12 protein-coding genes are annotated in these 14,342 nt (G+C 51.1%); 6 read left to right on the forward strand and 6 right to left on the reverse strand.

All coding sequences use genetic code 11. From position 1 onward, the window contains the following. Positions 1–65 precede the first annotated feature (65 nt). The 5 genes from argJ to KCG54_RS09215 form a co-directional block, all read right to left on the reverse strand. Positions 66–1,286, reverse strand: a complete 1,221-nt coding sequence (gene argJ / locus KCG54_RS09195) for a bifunctional glutamate N-acetyltransferase/amino-acid acetyltransferase ArgJ (RefSeq protein WP_254323999.1) — start codon at positions 1,284–1,286, stop codon at positions 66–68. A gap of 42 nt (positions 1,287–1,328) precedes the next feature. Then, entirely contained in the window at positions 1,329–2,030 is a 702-nt protein-coding gene (locus KCG54_RS09200) for an LrgB family protein (RefSeq protein ID WP_432761028.1), read from the reverse strand. Further along, a complete protein-coding gene (locus KCG54_RS09205; RefSeq protein WP_049322516.1) occupies positions 2,030–2,374 on the reverse strand; it encodes a CidA/LrgA family protein in 345 nt (114 codons plus the stop codon). Before KCG54_RS09205 ends, KCG54_RS09200 begins: the two co-directional genes overlap by 1 nt. A 183-nt stretch (positions 2,375–2,557) precedes the next feature. Continuing rightward, positions 2,558–3,304: a HesA/MoeB/ThiF family protein gene (locus tag KCG54_RS09210; RefSeq protein ID WP_254325018.1), complete on the reverse strand. Its 747-nt coding sequence runs from the start codon at positions 3,302–3,304 to the stop codon at positions 2,558–2,560. 49 nt (positions 3,305–3,353) lie between these two features. Continuing rightward, the gene (locus KCG54_RS09215; RefSeq protein ID WP_070646624.1) at positions 3,354–3,818 is read right to left on the reverse strand and encodes a cyclic pyranopterin monophosphate synthase MoaC; all 465 of its coding nucleotides are present in this window, start codon (positions 3,816–3,818) and stop codon (positions 3,354–3,356) included. A 187-nt stretch (positions 3,819–4,005) separates the two neighbouring features. On the opposite strand from KCG54_RS09215, the gene ppc reads away from it, so the two are divergent. The 5 genes from ppc (at position 4,006) to tyrS (ending at position 12,378) form a co-directional block, all read left to right on the forward strand. Beyond that, positions 4,006–6,708, forward strand: coding sequence for a phosphoenolpyruvate carboxylase (ppc, locus tag KCG54_RS09220; RefSeq protein ID WP_070822707.1), 2,703 nt, complete (start codon positions 4,006–4,008; stop codon positions 6,706–6,708). A gap of 349 nt (positions 6,709–7,057) precedes the next feature. After that, positions 7,058–7,447, forward strand: a complete 390-nt coding sequence (locus KCG54_RS09225) for a hypothetical protein (protein ID WP_188213474.1) — start codon at positions 7,058–7,060, stop codon at positions 7,445–7,447. Between the two features lie 124 nt (positions 7,448–7,571). After that, positions 7,572–8,663 carry a redox-regulated ATPase YchF gene (gene ychF, locus KCG54_RS09230; protein ID WP_003748877.1) on the forward strand — a complete coding sequence of 364 codons (1,092 nt, stop codon included), beginning with the start codon at positions 7,572–7,574 and terminating at the stop codon, positions 8,661–8,663. A 484-nt stretch (positions 8,664–9,147) separates the two neighbouring features. Continuing rightward, complete coding sequence (locus KCG54_RS09235) at positions 9,148–11,007, forward strand: acyltransferase family protein (protein ID WP_254324000.1); 1,860 nt, start codon at positions 9,148–9,150, stop codon at positions 11,005–11,007. 75 nt (positions 11,008–11,082) lie between these two features. Further along, positions 11,083–12,378: a tyrosine--tRNA ligase gene (gene tyrS / locus KCG54_RS09240; RefSeq protein WP_254324001.1), complete on the forward strand. Its 1,296-nt coding sequence runs from the start codon at positions 11,083–11,085 to the stop codon at positions 12,376–12,378. A 175-nt stretch (positions 12,379–12,553) separates the two neighbouring features. Here tyrS and hslO read toward each other — a convergent pair whose 3' ends face one another. Next, positions 12,554–13,450 (reverse strand): Hsp33 family molecular chaperone HslO, encoded by an 897-nt coding sequence (gene hslO / locus KCG54_RS09245; protein ID WP_254324002.1) that lies wholly within the window; start codon positions 13,448–13,450, stop codon positions 12,554–12,556. Positions 13,451–13,710: 260 nt separating this feature from the next. Here hslO and KCG54_RS09250 point away from each other — a divergent pair, with 260 nt between their 5' ends. Further along, positions 13,711–14,340 carry a C40 family peptidase gene (locus KCG54_RS09250; RefSeq protein WP_107737751.1) on the forward strand — a complete coding sequence of 210 codons (630 nt, stop codon included), beginning with the start codon at positions 13,711–13,713 and terminating at the stop codon, positions 14,338–14,340. The last annotated feature ends 2 nt before the right edge of the window (positions 14,341–14,342 follow it).

The following is a 14,342-nucleotide window of genomic DNA, read 5'->3' on the forward strand; positions in this document are numbered from 1 at the left end:
GTCAATGTGTTCAGACGGCCTTGATACTTTTCTCAAAGGCCGTCTGAAAACAAGGATAAAGGTTTTTAAGAACGGTAATCCGCGTTAATCGACACATATTCGTGCGACAAATCGCAGGTATAGACGGCCGCCGTCGTATCGCCGCGTTGCAAATCGATGCGGACGGTGATTTCCGGACGGTTCATCACTGCTTGTCCTGCTTCTTCAGTATAGCTTTCCGCGCGGCCGCCGTTTTCGGCCACCAACACGTCATCCAGCCACATTTTCAAAGCATCGACATCCAAGTCTTCAATACCGGCATAGCCGACGGCTGCCAACAGACGGCCCAAGTTCGGGTCGGAGGCAAAGAAAGCGGTTTTCACCAAAGGCGAATGGGCGACAGCATAAGCCACTTTGCGCGCCTCTTCGCGGGTTTTCGCGTTTTGCACTTCCACCGTGATGAACTTGGTCGCACCCTCGCCATCACGGACAATCGCCTGCGCCAGTTCCAAAGCCAGCGAACCGAGTAAGGCTTTGAGCTGCGCATAGCGCGGATCGGCGGTATTGTCGATTTCGCTTTGACCGCAACGGCCTGTCGCCATAATCACGAAGCTGTCGTTGGTGCTGGTATCGCCGTCCACGGTAATCGTATTGAAACTTTCGTCTGCGATTTCTTGCGTCATCAGCTGCAAAATCGGTTGGGACACTTTGGCATCGGTGGCGATAAACGACAACATGGTCGCCATGTTCGGATGAATCATGCCCGAGCCTTTGGCGATGCCGGTAGCGCGGACTGTGTGTTTCTCGCCGACCAAGCCTGTGCGTGAAGCAGCTTTCGGTACAGTATCCGTCGTCATGATGGCACGAGCCGCGTCCGACCAGAATGCAGGGCGCACTTGCGGCAAAGCGGCCACGATTTTATCCACAGGCAGTGGCTCTAAAATTACACCGGTCGAAAACGGCATAATCTGATTGGATTGGCAGCCGACCTGTTCCGCCGCCGCCGCGCACACTTTAATCGCGTCCAGACGGCCTTGTGCGCCGGTACCTGCATTGGCATTGCCCGTATTGACGACTAAAGCACACACGCCGTCTTGGTCAAACAGATGCGACTTGGCGATATGCACCGGCGCGGCGCAGAAACGGTTTTGCGTAAACACCGCGCCCACCGTATGGCCGCCGCCCAACACCATCAGCGTCAAATCGTCGCGGTCTTGTTGCTTGATGCCGGCACGACCTGTAAACAGACGGATGCCGTCGATTTCCAACAATTCGTCTGCACGTTTTTTAGTCAAATTTACAGCCATATCATTTTCTCCTGTTTACACTATTTTCAGACGGCCTGAACGCTATACGCCCAATAAGGGAATCAAAATAGGCACCAATACCGCCGTCAATACGCCGTTGAGCGTCAAACCCAAACCGGCATAGGCGGCCATACGGCGGCCGTATTCCAAAGACGCCGCAATCCCCATCGCATGGGAGGCCGTCCCTAAAGACATCCCCACTGAAGAAGGCATATACAACGCCCCTTTCAACACTTTATATCCGGCCATCTGTCCAAAAAGTCCGGCGATAATCACCGTTGCCGCCGTAATCGCCGGAATACCGCCGACCGATGCCGTGATTTCAATCGCAATCGGGTTGGTCACCGATTTGGAAGCCAACGACAAAACCACATCGCGCGACGCGCCCAGCCATTTGGCGAAATACACGCCCGTAACAATGCCCGTCACGCTGCCCACCAATTGCGACAACACCACCGGCAACCACTGGCTGCGGATACGGTCCCAATTTCGATAAAGCGGCACGGCCAGCAATACGACCGCCGGTTTCAACCAAAAATCGATAAACTGCGCCGCGTCGTGATACAGCTCGTAATCGATGGCAAATACCTTCAAATACCCCATCAACACCAGCGTGCTGATCAATACCGGATTGCACAAAACGTTTCCCGTGCGCACCCGAATCTGCACCGCCAAAGCATACACGGCCAAAGTCAAAAACAGCATAAGCACGGGCATACGCAACAAATTGTCGATATCGCCCATCACATCAGCCTCCTGACCCACTCATGCACTTTGCCCGTGACCAACAACACGCACACCGTACTGGCGATGGTGGCCGTCAAAATCGAAAACCAGTCGTTTGCAATCACATCCAAATAACTGATGACGGCCACGCAAGGCGGCACCAAAAACAAAGTCAGGTTCGCCATCAAAATGTCCGCCAGCTCTTCCACCCAAGACAATTTGACCCAGCCGGCCTGAAGCGCGGCAAACAGCAAACCCATGCCGACAATGCTGCCCGGCAGCTTCAACCCCAAAATCCAAACGGCCGCTTCGCCCAAAGTCAGGCAACCCAATACCACCAATAAGGCACGAATAATATTCATTAAGCCGGTTTCTCCCTATCTTTTTCAGACGGCCTCAAAAAATTTATTAATCATTGAATCATATCGTGCCACAGGCCGTCTGAAAAGGGAAGAAACGCCTTCTTTCAAGTTTAATGAAAGATAAGCATGATTGCTCCGGCGGATTGGCTTCGGAGCATTGAAACCCTTGCCCTGCTTTTGTCTTTAACGGCCGCCGCAAACCGGGCATTCAGGATTGTGTCTCACCCCGTATTGCTGCCATTTTCCGCTCAATGCGTTATAGGTAGAAAGTTTACCGTGCGACGGCGCACCGATACCGAGCAGCATTTTAAGCGCTTCGGCGGCTTGGGTCGTTCCGACAACGCCGACCAAGGGCGAAAAAACGCCGAACAATGCACAAGCGCCGTCGCTGGCTTGTTCGCCATCAAATAGGCAGGCATAGCAGGGCGTATCGGGAAGGTCGGGGCGGTACACGGCGATTTGTCCGTCAAAGCCGACGGCCGCGGCGGAAACCAAAGGCGTGTGCGTGGCAACGGCGGCGCGGTTGACCGCCTGGCGCGTGGGATAGTTGTCGGAACAATCGAGGATGATGTCGGCGGCGTTTGCCAATTCGACAAGCCTGACCTCATCGAGAAATTCGGCCATGGCGGTAATGTGTGTTTGGCTGTTGATCTGTTTCAGACGGCCTTGCATCACCAAAGCCTTGTTTTTGCCGATATCGGCTTCGGTAAACGTGATTTGGCGTTGAAGGTTGGTCTCGTCGATGGTATCGGCATCGGCAATCGTCAGGCGGCCGATGCCGGCGGCGGCAAGATACGGCAAGGCCGCCGCGCCTAGTCCGCCGCAACCGACAACGAGCGCATGGGCGGCCAAGAGTTTTTCTTGGCCTTCGATACCGATTTCATCCAGCAGGATATGGCGGCTGAACCGCAAAAGTTGTTGATCGTTCATCATAACAATAAGGCCGTCTGAAACCGAATATTCAGACGGCCTGAGTAATTTAGAAATTGATATTTTCGTAGGCGTTGTCAAACAGGAAAGGACGGCCTTCGCTGCTGGTTTCGGATTCGAGGCGGATGCCGCTGAGCATCATATTGCGGTCAACGTCTTTCATCATGTCGTAAACGCTCAAGAGTGCCAGATTGAGGCCGGTCAGGGCTTCGGTGGCAATGCTGCCGTTGCTGTGCGCTTGGACGGTCAATGTGGCTTTCAGGCAGGCCAGCTCGACGTTAATATCGAAATCAACCTGCACGCCGATGATGCGGCCGGGCAGGTGCAGCGGAATCAGGTTGCCGCTTTGTTTGATGTTTTGAATGGCGGCAACGCGGGCGATGGTCAGGATGCTTGCCTTTTCGGTTGCATTCTCTATCAACACCCGTACCGCCTGCTGGCTCATGTTGATGGTGCCGACGGCGACGGCGGTGTGTTGCTCAGGAAAATCGGGCTGGTTGGGGAATTCAATCATGGGGTTCTCGCCTCTGTTTTGACAGTCAATATTTTACGGCATTTTACAGACACCGGCCACGCGGCGGATACGGACGGCCGTTTTCCGGTTTGAAATGTATCGGACGGCAGCATTGGCAGTTTACAAAAATTTGCTATACAATGGATTCGGGACAAACCCAAATTAACATTTAAATAAGAGAAAAATCATGCAACTGCATATCTTAAACAATCCCAAAGATGCCGCTTTGGCAGCGGATGCGGAATTTTTAAAACAGTCTCTGTTCAATCTGCTGCATGAAGAAGCATCGCCTTTGGTGGTCGAAACCGTTAAGTTGTTATCGACTTCAGACGACAGCGCCGCCTTGATTGAGAAGGTGTTGCCGCAACTGGACGAACAGCAAACCCACGATTTAACCCTGGCCTGCGGCCTGTTCGCACAAATTCTGAACATCGCCGAAGACGTGCACCACGAACGCCGCCGCCAAATCCACGAAGATGCAGGACACAACAGCGCCGAAGGCAGCCTGACGGAAACCGTGCGCAAGCTCAAAGCCGGAAAAGTCAACGGCAAAGCGGTGCAACAACAACTGGACAACACGGTCGTTACCGCCGTTTTGACCGCGCACCCGACCGAGGTGCAACGCCAAACCGTCTTGAGCTTCAACCGCCGCATCCGCGCGCTGCTGCCGCAACGCGAACGCTGCACTAATCCTGATGCACTGGCTCAATTGCGCCGCGAAATCGACACAGTCCTTTTGGGCTTGTGGCAGACCAGCGAAACGCGCCGCCACAAACTCAGCGTCAACGACGAGATCAACAACGGTGTATCCATCTTCCCGATGAGCTTCTTTGAAGCCCTGCCTAAACTCTACCGCACAATGGAACGCGATTTTCAGACGGCCTATCCCGGTGTCCGCGTTCCGAATATTCTCAAAATCGGCGGCTGGATCGGCGGCGACCGCGACGGCAACCCGTTCGTTTCTGCCGAAACCTTGCGTTTTGCGTTCAGACGGCATGCCGACGCCGTATTCCGTTTCTATCGCGGCGAACTCGACAAACTCTACCGCGAATTGCCGCTCTCCATCCGCCGCGTCAAAGTCAACGACGACGTGATGGCACTTTCCGCCCAGTCTCCCGATGAAGAAATCGCCCGCGCCGAAGAACCCTACCGCCGCGCCATCGCCTACATCATGGCACGCGCTATGGGCAAGGCACGTTCACTCGGTTTGGGCATGGGCTGCAAATTCGGCTTCCTCGAGCCTTATGCCACGGTTGAAGAGTTCCTCAACGACCTGAAAAAACTGCAACGCTCGCTCCACGAAAACGGCAGCCAACTGCTGGCAGAAGGCCGTCTGGCCGACATTATCCGCAGCGTGTCCGTGTTCGGTTTCCACATGATGCCGCTCGACCTGCGCCAACACGCAGGCAAACACGCCGATGTGGTTGCCGAACTTTTCCAACACGCAGGTTTGGAAGACTACAACAGCCTGAACGAAGAGCAAAAACAAGCCGCCCTGTTGCGCGAATTGAGCCATCAACGCCCGCTATACAGCCCGTTCATCACATACAGCGACCATACCCGTCACGAACTGGCGATTTTCAACGAAGCGCGCAAAATCAAAGACGAATTCGGCGAAGATGCCGTTACGCAAAGCATTATTTCCAACTGCGAACAACCCAGCGACCTGCTCGCCTTGGCATTGCTGCTGAAAGAAAGCGGCCTGTTGACAGTGGGAAACGGCAAACCGCGCAGCCGCATCAACATCGTGCCTCTGTTTGAAACCATCGAAGCGCTCGAAAACGCTTGCCCGGTCATGGAAACCATGTTCCGCCTCGACTGGTATGACGCCCTGCTCGAAAGCCGCGGCAACATTCAAGAAATCATGCTCGGCTACTCCGACTCCAACAAAGACGGCGGCTACGTTACCAGCTCATGGTGTCTGTATCAGGCCGAATTGGGCTTAGTCGAACTCTTCAAAAAATACAATGTCCGCATGCGCCTGTTCCACGGCCGCGGCGGCAGCGTAGGTCGCGGCGGCGGCCCGTCTTACCAAGCCATTTTGGCGCAACCTGCAGGCAGCGTTGCCGGACAAATCCGCATTACCGAGCAAGGCGAAGTCATTACCGCCAAATACGCCGACCCAGGCAATGCCCAACGCAACTTGGAAACCTTGGTTGCCGCGACTTTGGAAGCCAGTATCCTGCCGGATAAAAAAGACCCTGATGCCAAACTGATGCAGGATTTGTCGGACGTATCGTTCAAATACTACCGCGAACTGATTACCCACCCCGACTTTATCGACTACTTCCTGCAAACCAGCCCGATTCAGGAAATCGCCACCCTCAACCTCGGCAGCCGTCCCGCCAGCCGTAAAACCCTGGCGCGGATTCAGGACTTGCGCGCGATTCCGTGGGTATTCTCCTGGATGCAAAACCGCCTCATGCTGCCGGCTTGGTACGGTTTCGGCAGCGCAGTGGAAACCTTGTGCGAAGGCAAACCCGAAACCCTCGCCGCCCTGCGCGAACACGCCCAAAACAACCCGTTCTTCCAAGCTATGCTCTCCAATATGGAGCAAGTGATGGCGAAAACCGACATCACCTTGGCGGAAAACTATGCCGGCTTGAGCGAATCGCCCGATAAAGCAAAAGTCATCTTCGGCATGATCAAGGAAGAATACCAACGCAGCCGCAAAGCACTGCTCGACCTGCTGCAAACCGAAGAGCTCCTGCGCGACAACCGCAGCCTTGCCCGTTCGCTTGCCTTGAGGATTCCATACCTGAACGCCCTCAACGGCCTGCAAGTCGCCATGCTCAAACGCCTGCGCAAAGAGCCCGACAATCCGCACGCCCTGCTGATGGTTCACTTGACCATCAACGGCGTAGCGCAAGGTTTGCGTAATACCGGTTAAAGCAGTACGGAAAAAAGGCCGTCTGAAACAGTTTTCAGACGGCCTTTCAACCAACTGCGAACCATAGCAAAGGCTTTATCCATAAGCCTCATAATGTTTTTCAACCTGCTTGCCACTCTTACCCTATTCATTTAACTTGCCCGTATTTCGGACTATTTTGGGCAATAGCAGATAACCCGCTACAAAATCAATGTGCTCAATGAAGCATGGCAACCGCTTCAGCACGATGATAGTCAACTACTGACATACCTTAATGCGGCACTGCCCCATATCGCAGCACAATAAGCTTTCAGACCACCCAGAGGCCGTCTGAAAAATAAAAACACCTCACACCAAGGCAACCATCATTATGTTTGACATTGTATTTATCTTGTTATTCGGCAGACTTCAGCCCCACAAAACAGCCGATTCATCCGACACGCCTGTCACTTTTGGGAGTTCGGCGGCAGGCTCGGCTTTAATTTATTTATGCATACGCATAGGGACAATCATCCTTTATGGGTCGATTTCCGAAGCCATTGACAGCCTCCCCCTCATTCTGTTTCAAACAATCTGCATGTTCGGCTGTCTGGTTTTGTATTTCAAAATGTTGCGTACCGCATCCGACCCGAAATACCGTCAGATGATTTATTGGGTACTGGGCATTCTTTTAGGTTTAATCTTAAGCCTCCTGTCCGTAAAATTGTTTTATTTAATGGCTTTATTCATTTACTCATTCTTCGGAAGAACAATAGGCTGAATGCCTGCCCCTCTTTTTTCAGACGGCCTTTTATTATAAGAACACACCAGCATTGCGGCTGTTTTGAGTACCTCCACAATATGCTATAATCCGCCGTTAAACTTTTATCTTTTCAGGAAAAACCATGAGCTTGAAATGCGGCATCGTCGGTTTGCCCAACGTCGGCAAATCCACCCTCTTTAATGCGCTGACCCAATCGGGTATCGAAGCGGCAAACTATCCTTTCTGTACCATCGAACCCAACGTCGGCATCGTTGAAGTCCCCGATCCGCGCATGGCCGAATTGGCAAAAATCGTCAATCCGCAAAAAATGCAGCCTGCCATCGTCGAATTCGTCGACATCGCCGGTTTGGTCGCAGGCGCGAGCAAAGGCGAAGGCTTGGGCAACCAGTTCCTCGCCAACATCCGCGAGACTGACGCGATTGTTAACGTCGTACGTTGCTTTGACGACGACAACATCGTTCACGTTGCAGGCAAAGTCGATCCGATTGCCGACATCGAAACCATCGGTACCGAATTGGCACTTGCCGACCTCGCCAGCGTCGAAAAAGCCATCGTCCGCGAAGAAAAACGCGCCCGCTCAGGCGACAAAGACGCGCAAAAACTGGTCGAGCTGTGCAAAAAACTGCTGCCGCATCTGGACGAAGGCAAACCCGTCCGCTCCTTCGGTTTGGACGCGGAAGAACTCGCCATGCTCAAGCCGCTGTTCCTGCTGACCGCCAAACCTGCCATGTACGTCGGCAACGTTTCCGAAGACGGTTTTGAAAACAATCCGCACCTCGACCGCCTGAAAGAATTGGCTGAAAAAGAAAACGCGCCTGTCGTTGCCGTTTGCGCCGCGATGGAAAGCGAAATCGCCGAGTTGGAAGACGATGAAAAAGCCGAATTCCTCGCCGAAATGGGCTTGGAAGAACCGGGCCTGAACCGCCTGATTCGTGCCGGCTACGACCTCTTGGGCCTGCAAACCTACTTCACCGCCGGCGTGAAAGAAGTCCGCGCCTGGACTATCCACAAAGGCGACACTGCGCCGCAAGCCGCCGGCGTGATTCACACCGACTTTGAACGCGGCTTCATCCGCGCCCAAGTTATCTCCTACGAAGACTTCATCGCTTTAGGCGGCGAAGCCAAGGCCAAAGAAGCCGGCAAAATGCGTGTGGAAGGCAAAGAATACGTCGTACAAGACGGCGATGTGATGCACTTCCTGTTTAACGTATAAACCCGGTAAAACGCTTTTTCAGACGGCCTTTTCTAAGATTAAGGCCGTCTGAATTTATTTTCAGACGGCCTCACGTCTTGAAATATCAAAAAAACAAGACATTATCTCCATAATAAATACGGGCATAGCCCGTAATTTTTCTTTCTTAAAATCTCCCATTTCTTACCGACGCCTCACCTAAAAATAGCGTAAGGTTACATCATCAATAACAATATCATTGATATGACAATAAATAATTAAACAATACCACATCGTATTGATTCATTATAAAAACAACATATTAAATATTATGTTGAAACTATCAACTTTATTCCTACTCTAATCCATTACTATTCAAACGCATATCATCAGCAATCATTCTAAGAAGGCAAACAAACTGCCCTGTTCCGACAAACGATGGCCGACCTCCGAAATACTGCCATTCTCGGCAGGAATCACTTTTCAGACGACGCCATTAATATAAACTAATTAAAATCAAAATATTATGAGCAAAGTTTTATCTTACCGCCCAGATATTGATACATTGCGTGCCGTTGCTGTTCTATCCGTTGTCGTTTTCCATATTGAAAAAAACTGGCTGCCTGGCGGCTTTCTTGGTGTTGATATCTTTTTTGTCATTTCCGGCTTTCTGATCACGATGATTATCCATCGTGAAATGAGCAGTGGGATTTTCTCGTTCAAAAAGTTTTACATCCGCCGTATCAAGCGGATACTGCCCGCATTTTTTACCGTATTGACGGTAACGCTGATATGCGGCTTTCTTTTATTCACCAAAGATGATTTTTCCCTTTTATGGAGGACGGCACTGTCCACCTTGGGTTTCATCTCTAATATCTTTTTTGCAAAGGGTCAGGGCTATTTCGATCCCATACAAGAAGAAAAACCTTTGCTTCACATTTGGTCTTTATCGGTCGAAGAGCAATATTATTTCGTCTTTCCGATATTGCTGTTATTGGTTGTCCGCAAAAGTTGGCGCACCCAATTTGCCTTCCTCATCACGCTATGCGTATTCAGCATTTTGGCTTCTTTTATACCGACTTCGCTGGATAAATATTACCTGCCCCATCTGCGCGCCTGCGAAATGCTGATCGGCTCATTAACAGCCGTGTGGATGCAATACCGGCAACAGCAAGGGCTGGATACCGGCAAACCATATGCAGCGGCAGGCGCATTACTTTCCGTCTGCGTACTGTTTGCCTGCCTGTTTGCCTATACGGAAAAAACCGCCTATTTCCCGGGACCTGCCGCCATCATTCCTTGTTTGGCCGCCGCCGCATTCATTTATTTCAATCAATTTGAACACCGGCTGAAAAAATTCTTCCAATGGAAGATTACTGTCGGCATAGGCTTGATTTCCTATTCGCTGTATCTGTGGCATTGGCCTGTATTGGCTTTTATGAGATACATAGGTTCAAACAATCTGCCTTCGTATTCGACTGCGGCCGCGATTGTCTTAATGTTTGCACTCTCTCTGCTTTCTTATTATTTTGTCGAGAAGCCGTTTAAAAAGTGGAAAGGCTCTTTTGCCCAGTCTGTGGCATGGATTTATGCCGTCCCCATGCTTGTTTTGGCCATTACGCCTTTTCTTGCCATGAAGCTCCCGTTTATGGAGCAGTACGACCGTATGGGATTGGCGCGTTCCTACACTTCTTGCCACAACAATACCGACAAACAATGTGTTTGGGGCGATACCGACAAACAGCCGGAATTACTGATTTTGGGCGATTCGCATGCCGACCAATATAAAACGTTTTTTGATACCGTCGGCAAAAAAGAAAAATGGTCGGCAACGATGGTTACTGCGGACAGTTGTGCCTATGTAGAAGATTATGCTGCCCCCGTATTCAAACAAAACGCCTCATGCCGTGCCGTTTATGAGTATGCCAAAGAGCATCTGCCCCAATACTCAAAAGTGCTTTTGGCCATGCGCTGGGGCAGCCAAATGCCTGAAAACAGCCACTCCCTTGCTTACGATACCGATTTTTTCAAAAAATTCGACCTCATGTTGCAAAAACTTTCTTCGGAAAAACAAGCGGTTTACCTGATGATAGACAACCCTAATCTGTCATACAACGGCTTACGTGCCTATATTCTGTCTTACCGCATACCGGGATTTAGTCAGAATCTTGCCATTGATGAAACAGTCACTTCAAAAGGAAATGAACGCATCAAAGAATTGGCAGAAAAATATGCCAATGTGCACATTATCGATGCTACTGCCTATATTCCGGAGAACTTCAAAATCAACGGATTGCCGGTTTATTCCGATAGAGACCACATCAACCCTTACGGCGGTAGAGAACTGGCCAAGCGTTTTTCTGAAAAACACACGCTTCTTCAGTAAGCCATAGCCATTCATCCGATGAAATTTGCTACAATTAGCAGTTTGTAAAACTGCTAATTTTTTTGGAAGACATCAATGAGCGTCATCAAAGACCTACAATCGCGTGGCTTAATCGCGCAAACTACCGACATCGAAGCCTTAGACGCTTTGTTAAACGAACAAAAAATTTCCCTCTATTGCGGTTTTGACCCGACGGCCGACAGCCTGCACATCGGCCACTTGCTGCCTGTATTGGCATTGCGCCGTTTCCAACAAGCCGGCCATACGCCGATTGCTTTGGTGGGCGGCGCGACCGGTATGATCGGCGACCCAAGCTTTAAAGCGACAGAACGCAGCTTGAATTCCGCCGAAACCGTTGCCGGCTGGGTAGAAAGCATCCGCAACCAACTGAAACCGTTTTTGAGCTTTGAAGGCGATAACGCTGCTATTATGGCCAACAACGCCGACTGGTTCGGCAGCATGAACTGCCTCGACTTCCTGCGCGACATCGGCAAGCATTTTTCCGTCAACGCTATGCTGAACAAAGAGTCCGTCAAACAGCGTATCGAGCGCGACGATGTGGGCATTTCCTTCACCGAGTTCGCCTACTCCCTGCTGCAAGGCTACGACTTTGCCGAATTGAACAAACGCCACGGCGCGGTTTTGGAAATCGGCGGTTCCGACCAATGGGGCAACATCACTGCCGGTATCGACCTGACCCGCCGTCTGCACCAAAAACAAGTATTCGGCCTGACCCTGCCTTTGGTAACCAAATCAGACGGCACCAAATTCGGCAAAACCGAAGGCGGCGCGGTATGGCTGAACGCGAAGAAAACCTCGCCGTATCAGTTCTACCAATTCTGGCTGAAAGTGGCCGATGCCGATGTGTATAAATTCCTGAAATACTTTACCTTCCTGTCTATCGAAGAAATCGATGCCATCGAAGCCAAAGACAAAGCCAGCGGCACCAAGCCAGAAGCGCAACGCATTCTTGCCGAGGAAATGACCCGTCTGATTCACGGCGAAGAAGCCCTTGCCGCCGCCCAACGCATTTCTGAAAGCCTGTTTGCCGAAGACCAAAGCAGCCTGACCGAAAGCGACTTTGAACAGCTCGCTCTCGACGGCCTGCCGACTTTTGAAGTTTCCGAGAGCCTCAACGTGGTTGAGACTTTGGTAAAAACCGGTTTGGCATCTTCCAACAAAGAAGCGCGCGGCTTTGTAAACAGCAAAGCGGTTTTGCTCAACGGCAAACCTGCCGAAGCCAACAATCCGAACCATGCCGCTGAAAAACCTGACGACGCCTACATGCTGACCGACGAACACAAACGTTTCGGCAAATACACCATCGTCCGCCGCGGCAAACGCAACCACGCTTTGTTGGTTTGGAAATAATCTTTAAACATTAAACGCATCGTTTAAAACAATCATGCCGTCTGAAATCAGCCCACGCTTTTTTCAGACGGCATTTTTTATTGATGATATTCAATTCTCCCAAAAAGAAAGGGCAGGTATTACACCTGCCCTTCTATTAAATAATCCAATTTTTTAAGCAACTTTTATCGCGCGATTACTGCAAACGCTCATTTTCTTGACGGACGGCATTCACCACATCCGCACCAAACAAAGCGTTGACATCGGTTTCATCAAACACATACTTGCTATGGCAGAAATCGCAATCAATTTGAATACTGCCTTGTTCTGCCACCACGCCGCCGACTTCCTGACCGCCAAGCATCAACAGCATATCGCTGACTTTACCGCGGGAACAGGTGCAGGCAAATTCAATGGCTTCCGGTTCAAAAACGCGGGGCGGGGTTTCATGGTAAAGGCGGTAAAGGGCGTGATGAGCGTCCAAACCGGTCAATTCTTGCGGAGTAAGCGTTTGCGCAAGCGTGGTCACATGTTCCCACGCAGCATCATCCAATTCTTCTTCCGGCAGACGTTGCAGCAACAATGCGCCTGCGGCTTGGTCATCGGCGGCAAGCGTAATATAGGTATCGAGCTGCTCGGAACGTTTCATATAGTTGACCAACATTTGCGCAATGCTGTCGCCTTCCAGCGGTACAACACCTTGCCAAGGGTCAGCATCTTTAGGCTGATGAGTCAAAACGAACACGCTGTTTTTGCCCAACAGCGCAGTCAGGCTTTCGTCATCACGGATTTCAGCGGTTTCGTCCCAACGCGCGGTAGCACGGACAGTATTTTCAGAAGTCGCTTCCACCACCAACATTTTCAGACGGCCCTGACCTTGAACCTGAACAATCAGCGTGCCTTCGTTTTTAAGGTTGGCAGACAATAAAGAGCCGGCGGCCAACAACTCGCCCAAAGCGCGGCGGATGGCGACAGGATAATGTTTTTGGTTGACGATGTGGTGCCAAACCTTTTCGAGGCGGATGTGCATACCGCGGATAGGCATATCGTCAAAGATAAAGCGTGTACGGATATCGCTGTGATTTTGTGTCATGTCAGTCTCTGAAAATAAATCAATGAATGCCGCTTATATGGTTGCAGCGGCGGATAAATCAAGCGAAACCGCGCCTGATGTTTTTCTAGTTCTTTTGGAAACAAGGGTTTAACGCAAAATAACAGCAGTTTTTTTGCCAAAAAGACAGTTTTTGAATACAATCAAGCAGATAACAAGAGAATGATACGGGATAACATCTCAGAAACCGGCAATGTGCCTGCAATCGGCAGGGAATGCCTTCTGAAACGGAAGTTTTTATAATGAATTTTTTACTCCGGCTCGCAGCAGTTTGGACTTCGGTCGCCATGCTCGCGAGCGTCAATTTTTCTTACGCCGATGATTTGGAAAACCTGATTACCACCCGTCAGCGTGTTTTAAACCAATTCAACGACAACGCCAACGTTTACGGCAATACGCGTCAGGCAACCCCTGTCCATCCCACCAATACCTATCCTGCCGCAAGCAACAATACGCGCGCACCTTCGGGCAATGCAGATGAGTTAATCGGCAGCGCCATGGGCCTGCTCGGCGTGGCCTACCGCTACGGCGGCACATCAGCCTCTACCGGCTTTGACTGCAGCGGCTTCATGCAACACATCTTTAAACGCGCCATGGGCGTAAACCTGCCGCGCACCTCTGCCGAACAAGCGCAAATGGGCGTTGCCGTGAGTCGTTCCGAATTGCAGCCGGGCGACATGGTCTTTTTCCGCACCATGGGCCGCGGCCGTATTTCCCACGTCGGCCTTTACATCGGCAACAACAATTTCATTCACGCGCCGAGAACGGGTAAACGTATCGAAATTACCAGCCTCGGCCACAAATATTGGAACGGAAAATACGCCTTTGCCCGCCGCGTGAAGAAAAACGACCCATCCCGTTTCTTGAATTGAGG

This window comes from Neisseria subflava, from assembly GCF_024205705.1.
Taxonomy (GTDB): domain Bacteria; phylum Pseudomonadota; class Gammaproteobacteria; order Burkholderiales; family Neisseriaceae; genus Neisseria; species Neisseria subflava_D.